Consider the following 17,712-nt stretch of genomic DNA (forward strand, 5'->3'; position numbering starts at 1 on the left):
AACCACTCAGAGGAGGTACGGAAATGAACGGCGACGTGTTCTTGGCGGTGTTCCTGTTCATCGCGGCGGCGATGCTGATCGTCATGGGGATCAGCTTCATCGCGGACATCAAGAGGGGAAACGGCCCGGTGCTCGAGGGCGCCACCGTCGAGTCCCCGGGCAATCCGGCGGCACTCCGCCGGCGGACCTATACGTTCCTGCGGGTCGAGAGCGAGACGGTGGCGTGGATCATCACGGTCGTGACGTTCCTTCTCGCGGCGGGCGCCGCGATCGGCGGCATCGTGGTGCTCGCGAGCTGACCGAATCGGTCCCCCGCGACGAGTCCGCGGACCGACCCCCGGCGGGAGAAGCCGGCCTTCCTCCCGCACGGGGGTCTCCCTGTTGCCGGGGACACCGCGGGTCTACCATGGCCTCGTCCACGAGGGGGAGCCTGTTCGGGAGGTTCCAATGGTCGGTGCAATCGTCCTCATCGTGATCGGCGTCGCGCTCGCCGGCATCGGCATCAGCTTCGTCGTCGACCTCCGCCAGAACCTGGGCGCCGGCGCCGAGGCTGCCGGCGTCGAATCGCCGGGGCGCGGGCGTGTGAGGCAGACGTACACGTTCCTGCGCATCGAGAGTCGCACGGTCGCCTGGATCGTCACGATCGTCGTCTTCCTCGCGGCGCTCGCGCTGATCATCTGGGGCATCGTCATGCTCGCGTCAGGCTGATCGACGCGCGACCGAGATCTCGAGTGGTGCCGGCACCGCCGGCGACCTCTCCCGCACGAGTGCCGCAATGCAGTCCGGAAGGGGCATGCGGCGTGCCCTAGACTGCAAGGACTGCCCGGCTCGTGAGTCATCCGGCCGCGGCATCCGTCGATCAGGCCCGCCCGACGACATCGCGCCGAAGCCCCCACCGATTGGTCTATCCGTGTCCGCCGCCCCGCAGAGTCGAGCCGCCGACGTTCCTGCGGCCCCGGACGACGTCAACGCCCTCGACGAGAAGCTGTGGCCGGCAGGTGCCGATCGTGACGAGCACGGGGTGCTGCGAGTGGGCGGAATCCCGGCGACCGAGCTGCGCGATCGCTTCGGCACGCCCCTCTATCTCCTCGACGAGGACGACGTCCGCGCGCACGCGCGCCGCACCCTCGCGGCCTTCCGCTCGGCCGCGGCCGCGCACGGCGTGCAGGCGCGCGTCTACTACGCGGGCAAGGCGTTCCTTTCGACCGAGGTCGTGCGCTGGGTCACCGAGGAGGGCCTCGCCGTCGACGTCTGCACCGGCGGAGAGCTCGCGATCGCGCTCGCGGCCGGCGCCGATCCCTCGCGCCTCGGCTTCCACGGCAACAACAAGAGCGTCGCCGAGCTCGAGCGCGCCGTCGAGATCGGCATCGGCTCGATCGTCATCGACAGCCTCATCGAGCTCGAGCGCCTCGCCGCGATCGTCGAGCGTCGCGACGCGCAGCAGGCGGTGCTCATCCGCGTCAACAGCGGCGTGCACGCCGAGACGCACGACTTCCTCGCGACGGCGCACGAGGACCAGAAGTTCGGCTTCACGCTGGAGGATGCCCCGGCCGCGGTCGCGCGCATCCGCGAGATCGACGGGCTCGTCTTCGTCGGCCTCCACTGCCACATCGGCTCGCAGATCTTCGGCAGCGCGGGCTTCCGGGAATCGGCCGCCCGCGTCGTGGAGCTGCACGCGGCCCTCCTCGCCGGCGGTGACATCCCGGTGCTCAACCTCGGCGGCGGCTTCGGCATCGCCTACCGGCCGGAAGACGACCCTACGCCGATCGAAGAGCTGGCGACCGGGATCGCGGATGCCGTGGCCCAGGAGTGCGCCGTGCGCGGCATCCCCGTACCCAATCTCGCGTTCGAGCCTGGCCGCGCGATCGTCGGCCAGGCCGGCGTCACCCTCTACGAGGTGGGCACGACAAAGCCCGTGCAGGTCGACGAGACGCTGACGCGCCTCTATGTCAGCGTCGACGGCGGCATGAGCGACAACGCGCGCCCTGCGCTCTACGGCGCGCGGTACTCCGCGCGCATCGCGTCGCGCACGAGCGACGCCGATCCCGCCCTCGTGCGCGTCGTCGGCAAGCACTGCGAGTCGGGCGACATCGTCGTCGACGCGGAGCACCTCCCCGGCGACATCGCGCCCGGCGACCTCGTCGCCGTGCCCGCGACGGGCGCCTACTGCTTCTCGCTGTCGAGCAACTACAACTACGTCCCCCGCCCGCCCGTCGTGGCGCTGCGCGGGGGAGAGGCGCGCGTCATCGTGCGCGGCGAGACGGTCGAGGACCTGCTCGCGCGTGACGCGGGTCTCACTCCCACCCCTACGGAAGGGAAAGTACGCATGCCTGTACTGAGCGAGCGGAGCGAGTCGAAGTGACCGACTACCGCCGACTGCGCGTCGCGCTGCTCGGGGCCGGAGCCGTCGGCTCGCAGGTCGCCGCGCTCATGCTGCGCCACGGGGACGAGCTCGCCGACCGTGCGGGCGCGACGCTCGAGCTCGTGGGCATCGCCGTGCGCGACCCCGACGCGAAGCGTGACGTCGACCTCCCGCGCGAGCTGTTCACGACGGACGCCGAGCCCCTCATCGTCGGCTCCGACATCGTCATCGAGCTGATGGGCGGCATCGAGCCGGCGCGTGCGCACCTCCTGCAGGCCATCAACTCGGGCGCCGATGTCGTGACCGCCAACAAGGCGCTGCTCGCGACCCACGGCCCCGAGATCTTCGACGCCGCCGACCAGGTCGGCGCGCAGGTCTACTACGAGGCCGCCGCGGCGGGAGCCATCCCGATCATCCGGCCGCTGCGCGACTCGCTCGCCGGCGACCGCGTGCAGCGCATCATGGGCATCGTCAACGGCACGACGAACTACATCCTCGACCGCATGGACACCGAGGGCGCTGACTTCGCCGACGTGCTGGCCGACGCGCAGCGCCTGGGATACGCCGAGGCCGATCCGACGGCCGACGTCGAGGGCTTCGACGCCGCACAGAAGGCCGCGATCCTCGCGAGCCTCGCCTTCCACACGACGGTGCCGCTCGAGACGGTGCACCGCGAGGGCATCACGGGCATCGACAAGGCGATGATGGATGCCGCCCGCCACGCCGGCTACGTGATCAAGCTGCTCGCGGTCTGCGAGCGCATCACCGAGGCAGACGGTGCTGAGTCGATCTCGGTGCGGGTGTACCCCGCCCTCATCGACCGCGCCCACCCGCTCGCGAGCGTGCATGGCGCCAACAACGCCGTCTTCGTGCAGGCCGAGGCCGCCGGCAACCTGATGTTCTACGGCGCGGGCGCGGGCGGCGTGCAGACGGCCTCAGCCGTGCTCGGCGACGTCGTCTCGGCGGCCCGCCGCCACATCGCGGGCGGTGTCGGCGTCGGCGAGTCGACGCGCGCGAATCTCCCGATCGTCGAGATCGGCCGCGTGACGACGCGCTACCAGATCACCCTCGAGGTCGACGACCAGCCGGGCGTGCTGGCGACGATCGCCGGCATCCTGAGCGACGGGCGCGTCTCGATCGCGACCGTCGAGCAGACCGTCGTCCACGAGGCGAACGGCGGGCCGGGCGTCGCCCGGCTCGTCATCGGAACCCACAAGGCCAGGGAGCAGGACCTGAGCGAGACCGTCGAGCGGCTCGCGGCGAGCGGCGTCGTGGAGCGCGTCGTCTCGGTGCTGCGCGTAGAAGGAGACTGACATGGCACACGTCTGGCGCGGAGTCCTCCGCGAGTACGCAGATCGACTGGGCGTCACCGATGCCTCGACCGTCGTCACCCTCGGCGAGGGCGGCACGCCGCTCCTGCCGGCGCCGGCGCTGTCGCGCCGCACGGGAACCGACGTGTGGGTGAAGTTCGAGGGCATGAACCCGACGGGGTCGTTCAAGGACCGCGGGATGACCGTCGCCGTGTCGCGCGCGATCGAGCACGGCGCCAAGGCCGTCATCTGCGCCTCGACCGGCAACACGTCGGCCTCGGCCGCCGCCTATGCGGCCCACGCCGGGATCACCGCCGCCGTGCTCGTGCCCGAGGGCAAGATCGCGATGGGCAAGCTGAGCCAGGCCGTCGCGCACAACGGCCGCCTCATCCAGATCCGCGGCAACTTCGACGACTGCCTCGAGATCGCGCGCGAGCTCGCCGACCACTACCCGGTGCACCTGGTCAACTCGGTCAACCCCGACCGCATCGATGGCCAGAAGACCGCGGCGTACGAGATCGTCGAGCAGCTCGGCGACGCCCCCGATTTCCATTTCATCCCGGTCGGGAACGCGGGCAACTACACCGCGTACACCCGCGGCTACACCGAGGAGGCCGAGGCCGGCGTCTCGACGCGCGTGCCGCGCATGTTCGGCTTCCAGGCCGAGGGCTCGGCGCCGCTCGTGACGGGCGCGGTCGTGAAGAACCCCGAGACGGTCGCGAGCGCGATCCGCATCGGAAACCCCGCCTCGTGGCACCTCGCCCTCGACGCGCGCGAGGCGACCGACGGCTACTTCGGCGCCATCGACGACGACCGCATCCTGGCGGCGCAGAAGCTCCTCGCGGGCGAGGTCGGCATCTTCGTCGAGCCCGCATCGGCGATCAGCGTCGCGGGCCTGCTCGACCGCGTCGAGGCCGGTGTCGTGCCGCAGGGCGCGCGCGTCGTGCTGACGGTCACGGGCCACGGCCTGAAGGACCCGCAGTGGGCCCTCCGCAACGCCGACGGCTCGAAGGTCGAGCCGACGGTCGTCGACGCCGCGACGTCGGAGGTGGCATCCGTCCTCGGCCTCGCCGCTGAGGCGCACGCGTGAGCGCAGCCCCCGCTGTCGCGCCCGGTCGCAGCGTCGTCGTGCGCGTTCCGGCGACGAGTGCGAACCTCGGCCCCGGCTTCGACACGCTCGGGCTCGCGCTGAGCGTGTACGACGAGCTCGTCGTGACGGCGCTGCCGTACGACGGACTCGAGGTCGAGGTCACCGGCGAGGGCGCCGACGACGTGCCGAGGGATGCCTCGAACCTCGTCGTCCGCTCGATCGCGTACGCGTTCGAGGCGGTCGGCCGACGCCTGCCGGGGCTCCGCCTCGAGGCCAAGAACGTCATCCCGCACGGCCGGGGCATGGGATCGTCGGGCGCCGCCGTCGTGTCGGGGCTGCTCGCCGCGAAGGGCCTTCTGGAGGGCGACGTCCTGCTCGGCGACGAGACGCTGCTCTCGCTCGCGACGGAGCTCGAGGGTCACCCGGACAACGTCGCGCCGGCCCTGTTCGGTGGCCTCACGATCGCATGGATGGACGAGACCGGCCCGCAGCACAAGAAGCTGCTCGTGCATCGGGGCGTCTCGCCGCTCGTGTTCGTGCCGGAGTTCACGATGTCGACGAAGCTCGCGCGCAGCCTGCAGCCCACGCAGGTGCCGCGCGAGGACGCCGTCTTCAACGTGTCGCGCTCGGCGCTGCTCATCGCGGCGCTCACGCAGAGCCCCGAGCTGCTGCTCGCCGCGACCGAGGACAAGCTCCACCAGAACTACCGTGCACCGGCCATGCTCGACACCGACAAGCTCGTGCGCGCGCTGCGCGAGAAAGGGTTCGCGGCGGTCGTCTCCGGGGCCGGCCCGAGCGTGCTCGTGCTCGCGGATGGCCCTGGTCAGCGCCTGGAAGCGGCCGAGCTCGCGCGCACCGCGACCGACACCCCGTGGGAGGCGCTCATGCTCGCCGTCGACTTCAAGGGTGGTACAGTGAGGGAGTACGCGGAGGGTTCCACGTAAGCACGTGAATCTGGCCTCCGTCGCAATTCTGCGAAACCCTGCCACACCCACCGCCCCGTCCGAACGCTGAGCGGCCAATCGGTATCTGAGCTGTTCGTCGGGGTCGCGCGGGCAGCATCCTGCCGCGCGCAGTGACTGTGCGTTCGTGCATACATTCCGTTCGTTTCACAAGGGAGAACTCGTGGAGTCCATCTCCGAGATCCACACCGTCGACACGCCCGCCGACGAGCGCACCGAAGCGCCTGAGGGCACCGAGACGGTCGTCGACGGCGAGATCGCCGCCGACAACGCCGCACCCGTCGAGCACGAGGCGCACGAGGCGCCCGCCGACCAGGCGCCCGCCGACCAGGCGCCCGCTGAGGCTGCCGCCGACCAGGCGCCCGCCGAGGAAGCGCAGGAGGCGCCGGCCGAGAAGGCCCCCGCCGACGCGCAGGAGGCTCCGGTCGAGGAGGCACCCGCCGAGGCTCCGGTCGAGGAGGCACCCGCTGAGGCGCAGGCCGAGGAAGCCCCCGCCGACGGGGCGCCGGCCGAGCCGACCGCCGAGGTCGCGGGCGAACAGCCCACCGACCCCGCCGACGCGGCGCCGGCCGAGCCGGACGCCGAGGTCGCGGCCGAACAGCCCGCCGAGGCCGCCGCCGAGCAGCCCGCCCCCGAGGCCGAAGTCCCGGCGCAGCCGGAGGCCGCCGCCGAGGAGCCCGTCGCCGCGCCGGCGCGTGCGCCCCGCAAGCGTGCTCCGCGCCGGGCCAAGAGCACCGGCACCGCCGGTGCCGAGCCCGAGACCGCCGCCCCCGCCGCGGCCGAGGCGCAGCCGGAGGCCGTCGCCGCGGTCGCGGCCTCCTCGCCCGCCGAAGCGCAGCCGGAGGCCGCCGCCGAGGAGCCCGCCGCCGCGCCGGCGCGTGCGCCCCGCAAGCGTGCTCCGCGCCGGGCCAAGAGCACCGGCACCGCCGGCGCCGAGCCCGAGACCGCCGCCCCCGCCGAGGCCGAGGCGCAGCCGGAGGCCGTCGCCGAGGTCGCGGCCTCCTCGCCCGCCGAAGCGCAGCCGGAGGCCGCCGCACAGGCGCCCGCCGAGGGCGCTGAGCCCGAGGCCGCGCAGGCCGAAGGTGAGCAGGCCGTCGCCGCGCAGGCCGACGGCGAGCAGGCCGAAGGCGAGCAGGCCGAAGGCGAGCAGGCCGAGGGCGAGGCATCCGGTTCGGAGTCCGCCGGCGACGAGACCCCGTCTCGCTCGCGCAGCCGCTCGCGCAGCCGCAACCGCAATCGCAACGCCAACGGCCAGACCGGCCAGCAGCAGGGCGGCCAGCAGCAGGGCGGCCAGCAGCAGGGCGGGCAGCAGCAGAACGCCCCCCAGGGCGGTCAGCAGCCGGCCGAGCAGGATGACGAGGGCCCTGCGGGCAACCGCAACCGCCAGCGCAACAAGCGCCGCGGCCAGACGACGGGTGACGAGTTCGAGACCGAGATCGGCGAGGACGACGTCCTCATCCCGATCGCCGGCATCCTCGACGTGCTCGACAACTACGCGTTCGTGCGCACGACGGGCTACCTGCCCGGCCCGAGCGACGTCTACGTCTCGCTCGGCCAGGTCAAGAAGTACAACCTGCGCAAGGGCGACGCGGTCGTGGGCTCGATCAAGCAGCCGCGCGAGGGCGAGCAGTCCAGCCGCCAGAAGTACAACGCGCTGGTCAAGGTCGACGCGATCAACGGCCTGTCGGTCGACGACGCCGCAGCGCGTGTCGAGTTCGGCAAGCTCACGCCGCTCTACCCGCAGGAGCGCCTGCGCCTCGAGACGGCGCCCGAGAAGCTGACGCAGCGCATCATCGACCTCGTCGCGCCGATCGGAAAGGGCCAGCGCGGCCTCATCGTCGCGCCGCCCAAGGCCGGAAAGACGATCGTGCTGCAGCAGATCGCCAACGCCATCGCGATCAACAACCCCGAGGTGCACCTCATGGTCGTGCTCGTCGACGAGCGCCCCGAAGAGGTCACCGACATGCAGCGCACGGTGAAGGGCGAGGTCATCGCCTCGACCTTCGACCGCCCCGCCGAGGACCACACGACGGTCGCCGAGCTCGCCATCGAGCGTGCCAAGCGCCTCGTCGAGCTGGGCCGCGACGTCGTCGTGCTGCTCGACTCGATCACCCGCCTCGGTCGCGCGTACAACATCTCGGCGCCGACCTCGGGCCGCGTGCTCACGGGTGGCGTCGACGCGTCGGCGCTGTACCCGCCCAAGCGCTTCTTCGGCGCCGCGCGCAACATCGAGAACGGTGGATCGCTCACGATCCTCGCGACGGCGCTCGTCGAGACCGGCTCCAAGATGGACGACGTCATCTTCGAGGAGTTCAAGGGCACCGGCAACAGCGAGCTGCGCCTGAACCGCCAGCTCGCCGACAAGCGCATCTTCCCGGCAGTCGACGTCAACGCGTCGTCGACGCGTCGCGAAGAGATGCTGCTGTCGCCCGACGAGGTGAAGATCACCTGGAAGCTCCGTCGCGCGCTCGCGGGTCTCGACCCGCAGCAGGCCCTCGAGGTCGTGCTCGGCAAGCTCAAGGAGACGCAGTCGAACGTCGAGTTCCTCGTGCAGATGCAGAAGTCGATCCCGACGCCTGCGCACGGCGGTGGCCACAGCCACGGCCACGAGAACAGCATCCGCTGACCCGGGCCGCCCGTGTTCGAGTCCGTCAAAGGGCTGATCGACGAGCACAAGGCGGTCCAGGAGGAGCTCTCCGACCCCGCCGTGCACGCCGACGCCGCCCGTGCGAAGCGCGTCAACCGACGCTACGCGGAGCTGTCGAGGATCATCGCGGCCCACGACGCGTGGGTCGCGGCATCCGATGATCTCGACGCCGCCCGTGAGCTCGCGAAGGAAGACGACGCGTTCGCCGACGAGGTTCCGGTGCTCGAGGAGCAGCTCGCTCAGGCTCAGGAGAAGCTCCGGCGCCTCCTGATCCCGCGCGACCCCGACGACGCGCGCGACGTCATCATGGAGATCAAGCAGGGCGAGGGCGGCGCCGAGTCGGCGCTGTTCGCCGCCGACCTCCTGCGGATGTACCTGCAGTTCGCGGCGTCGAAGGGGTGGAAGACAGAGCTCCTGGAGCGCAACGAGTCCGACCTCGGCGGCTACAAGGACGTCCAGGTCGCGATCAAGGGGTCGTCGTCGGATCCGGCGCAGGGCGTGTGGGCCCACCTCAAGTACGAGGGCGGTGTGCACCGTGTGCAGCGCGTGCCGGCGACCGAGTCGCAGGGGCGCATCCACACCTCGACGACGGGCGTGCTCGTCTTCCCCGAGGTCGATGAGCCCGAAGAGATCCAGATCGACCCCAACGATCTGAAGATCGACGTCTTCCGCTCCTCGGGCCCGGGTGGCCAGTCGGTCAACACGACGGACTCGGCCGTGCGCATCACGCACGTGCCGACCGGCATCGTCGTCTCGATGCAGAACGAGAAGTCGCAGCTGCAGAACCGCGAGGCCGGCATGCGCGTGCTGCGGGCCCGGCTGCTCGCGAAGCAGCAGGAGGAGCTGGATGCCGCGGCATCCGATGCCCGCCGCTCGCAGATCCGCGGCATGGACCGCTCGGAGCGCATCCGCACGTACAACTTCCCTGAGAACCGCATCGCGGACCATCGCACGGGCTACAAGGCGTACAACCTCGACCAGGTCATGGACGGCGCCCTCGAGCCGATCATCGACTCGGCCATCGCGGCCGACGAGGAGGCGCGTCTCGCCGCCCTCGGCACCGACGCCTGACCCGTCGCTCCACGTCGCCGAGGCAAGGGGTCTCGCCCAGGCGGGGGATCGTGACACCCGGTCTCGGCGGGAAGCCCTGTCTCGGCGTCTGCGCGGCGCCGGATGAGCGGTCGCGCCCGGCGCTAGGGTGGGCGCGTGATCAACTTCCTGATCCGCGCGGTGATCTTCCTCGCATCCGCCTTCGTCGGGCTCGTCGCGGCAGACCTCATCCTCGACGGGTTCTCCCTGCACTGGAACGACTGGTGGGGCATCCTCGTCGCCGTCGTGATCTTCGCCGTGCTGCAGAGCGTGCTCGCGCCGTGGCTCCTGAAGGTCGCGCGCCGGCACGCGCACGCGCTCATCGGCGGCATCGGGATCGTCTCGACCTTCGTCGCGCTGCTCATCGCCGTGCTCATCCCCGCAGCGGGCATCGGCATCGACGGACCGGTCGCCTGGATCATCGGCACGTTCATCGTGTGGCTCGTGACGGCGCTCGCGACCTGGCTGCTCCCGCCGCTGTTCATCAAGAAGAAGGTCGACGCGCGCCGCGACGGCTGATGGATGCCGCATCCCCGCGCCGCATCCGGATCGTCGGCATCTCGGGGTCGGGCAAATCGAGTCTCGCTGCCGAGGTCGGCCGAGCGGCTCGCCCTGCCGCGGCTCGAGCTCGATGCCGTGTTCTGGGACGCCGACTGGACGCTGCGCGACCTCGACGAGGCGCAGGACATCGTGCGCGCGTTCGTCGCGGCACATCCCGACGGCTGGGTCATCGACGGCAACTGGCTGTCGCGGCTCGACGGGCAGCTCGAGCCCGGTGCCCCTGCCGGCCCCGACGTCGTCGTCTGGCTGGACCATCCGCGCGCGGTCGTGATGCGCCGGATCGTCTCGAGGACCCTGCGCCGCGGCATCCTGAGACAGGAGCTCTGGCACGGCAACCGCGAACGGCCGTCGACGTGGATCCGGCTCGACCCCGACCAGAACATCATGCTGTGGACGTGGACGCAGCACGCCGAGAGCCGCCGGACCTGGCTCGCGCGCGCCGATGAGGGCTGGCCCGTCCTGCGGCTGTCGGGTCAGCGCGACGTCGACGCCTGGCTCGCATCGCTCGACAGGTGAGGCGCGGGATCGCGCTGCCTTCCTTGTCGTGTCCAGAGCCCGTGCTGTCACCCAACGCCCACGAAAACGACAGCACAGATCGTGGGCTTTCGACCAGAGCACGGGCTATGGACGCAAGGAGCCGGGAGGGAGGAGCGCCGCGCGCCCGGCATCCCGGATCAGATGAAGTACTCGGGAACCGTCAGGAGCGCGCGGGTGTCCTCGCCGATGCGGCGTGCACGGGGCTTGGCGGGGACGCCGACAAGGATGCTGTCGGCGGGGGCGTCCTTGGTCACGACGGCGTTCGCGCCGATGACCGAGCCCGCGCCGATCGTGATCGGACCGAGCACCTTCGCACCAGCGCCGACCGCGACGCCGTCGCCGATCGTGGGGTGGCGCTTGCCGCTGTCCCGAGTGCGGCCGCCGAGCGTGACACCGTGGTACAGCATGACGTCGTCGCCGACCTCGGCGGTCTCGCCGATCACGACGCCCATGCCGTGGTCGATGAAGAAGCGCCGGCCGATCGTCGCGCCGGGGTGGATCTCGATGCCGGTGAGCCAGCGGGTGATCTGCGACCCCGCGCGCGCCACGAAGCGGTAGCCGCGCTGCCACAGCCAGTGGTCGACGCGGTGCGCCCAGATGGCGTGCAGGCCGGGGTAGAGGAGCGCGATCTCGAGGCCGCTCCGGGCGGCGGGATCGCGGAGCTTCGCGGCCGCGAGGTCTTCGCGGACGGCGGCGAGAGCAGCGGAGCCGATCATGAGGCGTCCTCGCGCAGGTGCTCGTAGAGGGCGGTCGAGAGGTACCGCTCGCCCGAATCGGGGATGACCACGACGATGCGCTTGCCCGCGGCCTCGGGCCGCGCGGCGATCTGCAGAGCCGCCCACACGGCGGCGCCCGCCGACATGCCGGCGAGGATGCCCTCGTCGGTCGCGAGCGCTCGGGCGACCTGGATCGCGTCGTCGAACTCGACGTCGAAGATCTCGTCGACGATGTCGCGGTCGAGCACATCGGGCACGAAGTTGGGGCCGATGCCCTGGATGCGGTGGCCGCCGGCGCGGCCTTCCGTCAGCACGGGGGAGTCCGCAGGCTCCACGAGGGCGATCCGCACGTCGGGGTTGCGCTCCTTGAGCACCTGCCCGACGCCCGTGATCGTGCCGCCCGTGCCCGAGCCGGCGACGAGCCAGTCGACGCGGCCGTCGGTGTCGCGCCAGATCTCCTCGGCGGTCGTGCGACGGTGGATCTCGGGGTTGGCGGGGTGCTCGAACTGCCGCGCGAGGATCGCGCCGGGCGTCTCGGCGACGATCCGCTTCGCCGCGTCGACGGCCTCGGTCATCCCCTTGTACGGGTCGGTCAGCACGAGTTCTGCGCCGTACGCCTTGAGCAGCGTCCGCCGCTCCTTCGACATCGAGGCCGGCATCGTGAGGATGACCTTGTAGCCGCGCGCCGCACCGATGAGCGCGAGGGCGATGCCCGTGTTCCCGCTCGTGGACTCGACGATCGTGCCGCCGGGCTTGAGCTCGCCCGAGGCCTCGGCCGCCTCGACGAGGGCGAAGCCGAGGCGGTCCTTGACGCTCGAGCCCGGGTTGTAGAACTCGAGCTTGGCGAGCACTTCAGCGCCGAGGCCCTCCGTCAGTCGGTTCAGCCGCACCAGAGGGGTGTCGCCGAAGGCCGTCGTGATGTCGGGATGGATGCCGGGCAAAGGGTGCTCCCAGGATCGAGGGTCAGGAAAGGCGACAGGGCGCCTGCGCCCGAGCGGGTCGGACTGCAGGCGCCCCGTCGTGACGTGTCAATCTTCGCGCAGATCCTCGAAGAGCGCCGTCGAGAGGTAGCGCTCGCCCGTGTCGGGGGTCACGACGACAATCTTCTTGCCGGCGTTCTCGGGGCGCGCGGCGAGCTGGAGCGCTGCCCACACGGCGGCGCCGCTCGAGATGCCGACGAGGATGCCCTCCTTGGCGGCGACGTCGCGGGAGGTCGAGATGGCGTCCTCGAACTCGACCGTCACGACCTCGTCGAAGACGTCGGTGTCGAGGATCGGGGGGACGAAGTTCGGCCCGATGCCCTGGATCTTGGCAGGTCCGGGGGTGCCGGTCGACAGCAGCGGCGAGGCGGTGGGCTCGACGGCGACGATCTTCACCTCGGGCTTGCGCTCCTTGAGCACCTGACCGACGCCCGTGATCGTGCCGCCCGTGCCGACGCCCGCGACGAAGATGTCGACCTCGCCGTCGGTGTCGCGCCAGATCTCCTCGGCGGTCGTCTTGCGGTGGATCTGGCGGTTCGCCTCGTTCTCGAACTGCTTCGCGAGGACCGCGCCCTCCGTCTCGGCGACGATGCGCTCGGCCTCGGCGACGGCGAGCTTCATGCCGCCGGCAGGGTCGGTGAGGACGAGCTCCGCGCCGAAGCGCTTGAGGAGCTGGCGGCGCTCGACCGACATCGACGACGGCATCGTGAGGACGACCTTGTAGCCGCGCGCGGCGCCGACCAGGGCGAGAGCGATGCCGGTGTTGCCGCTCGTGCCCTCGACGATCGTGCCGCCGGGCTTCAGCGCGCCGGAGGCCTCCGCGGCGTCGACGATCGCGATGCCGAGGCGGTCCTTGACGCTCGACCCGGGGTTGTAGAACTCGAGCTTCGCGTACACCTCGGCGTCGGCGCCGTCGGTCACGCGGTTGAGGCGGACGAGCGGGGTGTTGCCGAACGCGCTCGTGATGTCGGAGTGGATGCCGGGCATATGCTTTGACGGCCTTTCGGGGAGGGGCGGGTCGGGTCGGGATTTCTGTCTGTCCGTGTACGGGCGCCCCCGCGCCCGATGGGGTTCAGCCTAAGAGAGCGGCCTGTGCGGATTACGGCATGTGACGCCCGGGGTCGCGCGGGGCGGCGTGGGCGCTCCCGCGGGCCCTCGCGCCCGCGGGCACGGCGCCCACGGAGGCGCACGTAGGCTGAGGGCGCCATGTCGCCCGAACTCCAGCCCTCCGTACCGCTGTCCCTCGCACTCCGACACGCCGCCGAGCGCCTCGCGCAGGCGGGCGTCTCCGATCCGCAGGTCGACGCCGAGCTCCTCGCGGCGCACGTGCTCGGGGGAGGGCGCGGCGAGCTGCAGGCGCGCGCGCTCCGCGGCGACACGATGAGCGAAGCGGATGCCGCCAGCCTCGACGCGCTCGTCGCGCGCCGTGCGACGCGGGAGCCCCTGCAGCACCTCACCGGCCGCGCGCCCTTCCGTCACCTCGAGCTGCGGGTGGGCCCCGGCGTCTTCGTCCCGCGGCCCGAGACCGAGATCGTCGCCCAGCTCGCCATCGACGCTCTCCGGGCCGCGGCATCCCCCTCCCCGATCGCCGTGGATCTCGGGACGGGCAGCGGCGCGATCGCCCTGGCGCTGGCGACCGAGGTGCCGCATGCCCGCGTGCATGCCGCCGAGAACTCGGTCGACGCCTACGTCTGGGCCGAGGAGAACTTCCGCGAGACAGGCGCCGACAATGCGCGACTCGCGTTCGTCGACCTCGAACACGCCTTCCCCGAGCTCGACGGCACGGTCTCGGTGCTCGTCTCGAACCCGCCGTACGTTCCGGATGCCGCGATCCCGCGCGATCCGGAGGTGCGCTTCTTCGATCCGCCCAGCGCCCTCTACGGGGGAGAGGACGGCCTCGACGTCGTGCGCGTGCTGAGCGGCGTGGGCCTGCGCCTGCTGCATCCGGGCGGGATGCTCGTGATCGAGCACGGCGAATGGCAGGGTGCGCCGATCCGCGACATCCTCACCGCCGACGGATGGCGCGCCGCCGCGACGCACCCCGACCTCACGCTGCGCGACCGCGCGACGACGGCGCTGCATCCGTGAGGCGTCCCGGGCGCCGCGACTAGACTGGACGGCGACATGTCCTCCGTCTTCGACTGCCGTGACGAGGCGCAGCTTCTCCCCGGCATGCGCCAGGCCCGCCAGGCGATCGGCCGCGGCGAGCTCGTTGTGCTTCCCACCGACACCGTGTACGGCGTCGCGGCCGACGCGTTCAGCGCGCGCGCCGTGCAGCGCCTGCTCGACGCCAAGGGGCGCGGGCGCCAATCGCCGCCGCCCGTGCTCGTCGCGGGCGCGACCACCCTCCGCGCGCTCGTGGCGGAGGTGCCCGAGCCGGTCGAGCGGCTCGTCGACGCCTTCTGGCCCGGCGGCCTCACGATCGTCCTGCCCTCGCAGCCCTCGCTCTCGTGGGATCTCGGCGACACCCACGGAACGGTCGCCGTGCGCATGCCGGCGCACCGCATCGCGCTGGAGCTGCTCGAGGAGACCGGTCCGCTCGCCGTCTCGAGCGCGAATCTGACCGGCCGGCCGGCGGCCGTGCGCGTCCAGGACGCCCGCGACATGCTCGGCGAGAGCATCGAGGTGTACCTCGACGACGGCTCGAGCGACACCGGCGTGGCCTCGACGATCGTCGACGCGACAAGCCTCGTGGGCGGCGCCGACCCGAAGGTGCGCGTGCTGCGCGAGGGGGCGATCTCCCGCGTGCGGCTGCGCGAAGTGCTGGGCGACCTGCTCGAGGACGACCCGCAGGATGCCTCGGCCCCGCCCGCCGAGGTGTCGGCACCGGCCGACGGCGGCGCCGAGTGAAGCAGTACGTCTTCACGATCCTCTTCACGGCCATCGTGACGTTCGCGCTGTCGTGGGCGGTATGGCGGCTGAGCATGAAGTACAAGCTCTACCCGGGCATCCGCGAGCGCGACGTGCACAAGACGCCGACCCCGCGCCTCGGGGGCATCGCGATGTTCTTCGGCGTCGTCGCCGCCATCGGGGTGTCGGCGGCCAACGAGTTCTTCGCGATCTTCTGGGTCGAGCCGCAGCAGGTGTACGCGATCCTCGCGGCGACCGTCATCATCGTGCTCGTCGGCATCGCCGACGACCTCTGGGACCTGGACTGGTTCATCAAGCTCGGCGCGCAGTTCCTCGCGGCGGGCATCATCGCGTGGTTCGGCGAGCTGCAGATCTACTCGCTGCCGATCGGGGGGCTCACCGTCGGCTCGGGCTGGGTCAGCTTCACGCTCACGGTCTTCGCGATCGTCGTCGTCATGAACGCCGTCAACTTCATCGACGGCCTCGACGGCCTCGTCGCGGGGGTGTGTCTCATCACGAACGGCATCTTCTTCGCCTACTCCTACCTGCTCCTGCGCGACAACACGGCCAGCAACTTCTCGCTGGCCACCTTCCTCGCCGCGGTGCTGATCGGGGCGTGCCTCGGGTTCCTCCCCATCAACTGGAGCCCGGCGAAGCTCTTCATGGGGGATGCCGGCGCGCTCATGCTCGGCCTGCTCATGGCGTGCTCCGCGATCGCGATCACCGGCCAGCTCGACCCGACGATGCTCGACCCCGAGGACTTCGGCCGTTCGCAGCTGCTCGGCGCCTTCATCCCGATCCTGCTGCCGGTCGTCGTCGTGCTCCTGCCGCTGCTCGACTTCGCGATGGCGGTCGTGCGCCGCATGGGCGCGGGCAAGTCGCCGTTCTCACCCGACCGCAAGCACCTGCACCACCGCATGCTCGACATGGGGCACACCGACCGCGACGCCGTGCTCATCTTCTACGCGTGGACGGCCATCGTGGGTTTGAGCGTCCTCCTCATGTACATCGGCACGACCGCGGGCTGGCCGGGCGACTACCTCATCGGCCTCGTCTACGGCGTCGTCGGCGCTGCCGCGTGCCTCGTCGTGACTCTTCTGCCCTCGCGCCGCACGGCGCCCAAACCCGTCTTGGAGCCCGTCCCATGAGCCCCAGCCCCGTCTCCAGCACGCCGATCCTGCGCACGACTCTCATCTGGTCGGGCATCGTGACGGGCGTGCTCGCCGTGCTCGCCGGCGTCGTCGGATATCTCGTCGCCGGCACGACGGGACTGTGGAGCGGCCTTGCCGGGGTGGTCATCGCGGCGGTGTTCCTCGCGATCACGGGTGCCAGCATCCTGATCGCCAACCGCTGGTACGGCGACGACCTCTACGTGCCGGTCTTCTTCGGGATCGTGCTCGGCGGATGGATCCTGAAGTTCGTCATCTTCATCGTCGCGCTCCTCCTGCTGCGCGGGCAGCCGTGGATCGATCCGACCGTGTTCTTCCTCTCCGTCGTCGTCAGCGTGCTCGCGTCGCTCGTCGTCGACGTCGTCGTCGTGACGCGCATGCGCGTGCCGCACGTGAGCGACGTGGAGCTTCCGACCGACCCCGACGCGGGGGATGCGTCGGACAAGACCATCAGCTGACACTCAGGGCGGATTCAGGAGCCTCCCGAGTTTGGTAGGGTGGTCTTGCGCCCGCCCCGCTCGCCCTGCGAGCCCTTGCGGAGTGACGCTCACCGACCATCGTCGCAACGGTTCACGCCGATGCCCCGAAGCTGGAGCCAGCGCTGTTTACTCAAGCTGCGACCCTGATCGCCAAGACCGCTGAAGACGGCGGCGAATTCCACGCCCCCTCGATCAACGAGTTCTTCCCCGATGTCATCACGACGGTGTTCGGAGTTCCGATCACCCGAATCCACATCATCCAGATCCTCGCGACGATCGCCGTCGTCCTGGTCTTCTGGCTCGGCACGCGCAAGATGCGCGTCGTCCCGGGCCGGTTCCAGAGCCTCGTGGAGATGGGCCTGGGCTTCGTGCGCACCAATATCGCGTACGACCTGCTCGGCAAGAAGGACGGCGAGAGGTTCCTCCCGATCCTCACGACGATGTTCTTCATGATCCTGTTCATGAACATCACGGGCATCATCCCGTTCCTGAACATCGCAGGAACCGCGATCATCGCCGTGCCCATGACCCTCGCGGTCGTGAGCTACGTGACGTTCATCTACGCGGGCATCAAGAAGAGCCCCGGCAACTTCTTCAAGAACTCGCTCTTCCCGGCGGGCGTCCCGTGGCCGATCTACATCATCGTGACGCCGATCGAGTTCATCTCGACCTTCATCATCCGGCCCATCACGCTGACGCTCCGACTCCTCATGAACATGATGGTCGGCCACCTGCTGCTGGTTCTCTTCTTCTCTGCGACGTCGTTCTTCCTTCTCACGATGGGCGGCTGGTGGAGCATTCTCGCGGCCGGCAGCCTCGCGTTCGGCTTCGCCTTCACTCTGTTCGAGATCCTGGTGGCCGTCCTCCAGGCCTACGTCTTCGCCCTCCTCACCGCGGTCTACATCCAGCTCGCGGTGGCGGAAGAGCACTGAGCGGGTCGGCCCAGCGCCGCCCATAACC

Annotated in this window: 18 protein-coding genes; 15 read left to right on the forward strand and 3 right to left on the reverse strand. The window is 70.8% G+C overall.

Annotated features, from left to right (window positions below; translation table 11 throughout):
* Positions 1–23: 23 nt before the first annotated feature.
* From ACH3VR_RS10895 to ACH3VR_RS10940, 10 genes are all read left to right on the forward strand, one after another.
* A complete protein-coding gene (locus ACH3VR_RS10895) occupies positions 24–299 on the forward strand; it encodes a hypothetical protein (protein WP_396640809.1) in 276 nt (91 codons plus the stop codon).
* Positions 300–447: 148 nt separating this feature from the next.
* Positions 448–708 carry a hypothetical protein gene (locus ACH3VR_RS10900; protein WP_396640810.1) on the forward strand — a complete coding sequence of 87 codons (261 nt, stop codon included), beginning with the start codon at positions 448–450 and terminating at the stop codon, positions 706–708.
* A gap of 202 nt (positions 709–910) precedes the next feature.
* Entirely contained in the window at positions 911–2,362 is a 1,452-nt protein-coding gene (gene lysA / locus ACH3VR_RS10905; RefSeq protein WP_396640811.1) for a diaminopimelate decarboxylase, read from the forward strand.
* On the forward strand, positions 2,359–3,675 hold the full coding sequence (locus ACH3VR_RS10910) for a homoserine dehydrogenase (RefSeq protein ID WP_396640812.1): 1,317 nt from the start codon (positions 2,359–2,361) through the stop codon (positions 3,673–3,675). Before lysA ends, ACH3VR_RS10910 begins: the two co-directional genes overlap by 4 nt.
* A gap of 1 nt (position 3,676) precedes the next feature.
* A complete protein-coding gene (gene thrC, locus ACH3VR_RS10915; protein WP_396640813.1) occupies positions 3,677–4,762 on the forward strand; it encodes a threonine synthase in 1,086 nt (361 codons plus the stop codon).
* Positions 4,759–5,706, forward strand: a complete 948-nt coding sequence (gene thrB / locus ACH3VR_RS10920; protein ID WP_396640814.1) for a homoserine kinase — start codon at positions 4,759–4,761, stop codon at positions 5,704–5,706. Before thrC ends, thrB begins: the two co-directional genes overlap by 4 nt.
* Before the next feature lie 181 nt (positions 5,707–5,887).
* Entirely contained in the window at positions 5,888–8,350 is a 2,463-nt protein-coding gene (rho, locus tag ACH3VR_RS10925) for a transcription termination factor Rho (RefSeq protein ID WP_396640815.1), read from the forward strand.
* A gap of 12 nt (positions 8,351–8,362) precedes the next feature.
* Complete coding sequence (prfA, locus tag ACH3VR_RS10930) at positions 8,363–9,442, forward strand: peptide chain release factor 1 (protein WP_396640816.1); 1,080 nt, start codon at positions 8,363–8,365, stop codon at positions 9,440–9,442.
* A gap of 135 nt (positions 9,443–9,577) precedes the next feature.
* The gene (locus tag ACH3VR_RS10935; protein ID WP_396640817.1) at positions 9,578–9,979 is read left to right on the forward strand and encodes a hypothetical protein; all 402 of its coding nucleotides are present in this window, start codon (positions 9,578–9,580) and stop codon (positions 9,977–9,979) included.
* Positions 9,980–9,982: 3 nt separating this feature from the next.
* Entirely contained in the window at positions 9,983–10,537 is a 555-nt protein-coding gene (locus tag ACH3VR_RS10940; RefSeq protein ID WP_396640818.1) for a P-loop NTPase family protein, read from the forward strand.
* A gap of 158 nt (positions 10,538–10,695) precedes the next feature.
* Here the strand turns inward: ACH3VR_RS10940 and epsC are convergent, their stop codons facing one another.
* The 3 genes from epsC to cysK (ACH3VR_RS10955) form a co-directional block, all read right to left on the reverse strand.
* Positions 10,696–11,274, reverse strand: coding sequence for a serine O-acetyltransferase EpsC (gene epsC / locus ACH3VR_RS10945; RefSeq protein ID WP_396640819.1), 579 nt, complete (start codon positions 11,272–11,274; stop codon positions 10,696–10,698).
* The gene (cysK, locus tag ACH3VR_RS10950; protein ID WP_396640820.1) at positions 11,271–12,215 is read right to left on the reverse strand and encodes a cysteine synthase A; all 945 of its coding nucleotides are present in this window, start codon (positions 12,213–12,215) and stop codon (positions 11,271–11,273) included. The genes epsC and cysK (ACH3VR_RS10950) overlap by 4 nt, the downstream gene beginning before the upstream one ends.
* Positions 12,216–12,302: 87 nt before the next feature.
* The gene (cysK, locus tag ACH3VR_RS10955) at positions 12,303–13,241 is read right to left on the reverse strand and encodes a cysteine synthase A (protein WP_396640821.1); all 939 of its coding nucleotides are present in this window, start codon (positions 13,239–13,241) and stop codon (positions 12,303–12,305) included.
* Positions 13,242–13,460: 219 nt separating this feature from the next.
* On the opposite strand from cysK (ACH3VR_RS10955), the gene prmC reads away from it, so the two are divergent.
* From prmC to atpB, 5 genes are all read left to right on the forward strand, one after another.
* Positions 13,461–14,342, forward strand: coding sequence for a peptide chain release factor N(5)-glutamine methyltransferase (gene prmC / locus ACH3VR_RS10960; protein WP_396640822.1), 882 nt, complete (start codon positions 13,461–13,463; stop codon positions 14,340–14,342).
* A 36-nt stretch (positions 14,343–14,378) separates the two neighbouring features.
* Positions 14,379–15,104 carry an L-threonylcarbamoyladenylate synthase gene (locus ACH3VR_RS10965; RefSeq protein WP_396640823.1) on the forward strand — a complete coding sequence of 242 codons (726 nt, stop codon included), beginning with the start codon at positions 14,379–14,381 and terminating at the stop codon, positions 15,102–15,104.
* Positions 15,101–16,252 carry an MraY family glycosyltransferase gene (locus tag ACH3VR_RS10970; protein ID WP_396640824.1) on the forward strand — a complete coding sequence of 384 codons (1,152 nt, stop codon included), beginning with the start codon at positions 15,101–15,103 and terminating at the stop codon, positions 16,250–16,252. The genes ACH3VR_RS10965 and ACH3VR_RS10970 overlap by 4 nt, the downstream gene beginning before the upstream one ends.
* A complete protein-coding gene (locus tag ACH3VR_RS10975; protein WP_396640825.1) occupies positions 16,249–16,731 on the forward strand; it encodes a hypothetical protein in 483 nt (160 codons plus the stop codon). The genes ACH3VR_RS10970 and ACH3VR_RS10975 overlap by 4 nt, the downstream gene beginning before the upstream one ends.
* 143 nt (positions 16,732–16,874) lie before the next feature.
* Entirely contained in the window at positions 16,875–17,684 is an 810-nt protein-coding gene (gene atpB, locus ACH3VR_RS10980; RefSeq protein WP_397556508.1) for a F0F1 ATP synthase subunit A, read from the forward strand.
* Positions 17,685–17,712: the final 28 nt, after the last annotated feature.

This window comes from Microbacterium alkaliflavum, from assembly GCF_044325405.1.
Classification (GTDB): domain Bacteria; phylum Actinomycetota; class Actinomycetes; order Actinomycetales; family Microbacteriaceae; genus Microbacterium; species Microbacterium alkaliflavum.

Coding starts and splice junctions, on each gene's coding strand:
- ACH3VR_RS10895 (WP_396640809.1), top strand. CDS start 24: ATGAACGGCGACGTGTTCTTGGCGGTGTTCCTGTTCATCGCGGCGGCG.
- ACH3VR_RS10900 (WP_396640810.1), top strand. CDS start 448: ATGGTCGGTGCAATCGTCCTCATCGTGATCGGCGTCGCGCTCGCCGGC.
- thrC (WP_396640813.1), top strand. CDS start 3,677: ATGGCACACGTCTGGCGCGGAGTCCTCCGCGAGTACGCAGATCGACTG.
- ACH3VR_RS10940 (WP_396640818.1), top strand. CDS start 9,983: ATGCCGCATCCCCGCGCCGCATCCGGATCGTCGGCATCTCGGGGTCGG.
- epsC (WP_396640819.1), bottom strand. CDS start 11,274: ATGATCGGCTCCGCTGCTCTCGCCGCCGTCCGCGAAGACCTCGCGGCC.
- cysK (WP_396640821.1), bottom strand. CDS start 13,241: ATGCCCGGCATCCACTCCGACATCACGAGCGCGTTCGGCAACACCCCG.
- prmC (WP_396640822.1), top strand. CDS start 13,461: ATGTCGCCCGAACTCCAGCCCTCCGTACCGCTGTCCCTCGCACTCCGA.
- ACH3VR_RS10965 (WP_396640823.1), top strand. CDS start 14,379: ATGTCCTCCGTCTTCGACTGCCGTGACGAGGCGCAGCTTCTCCCCGGC.
- ACH3VR_RS10975 (WP_396640825.1), top strand. CDS start 16,249: ATGAGCCCCAGCCCCGTCTCCAGCACGCCGATCCTGCGCACGACTCTC.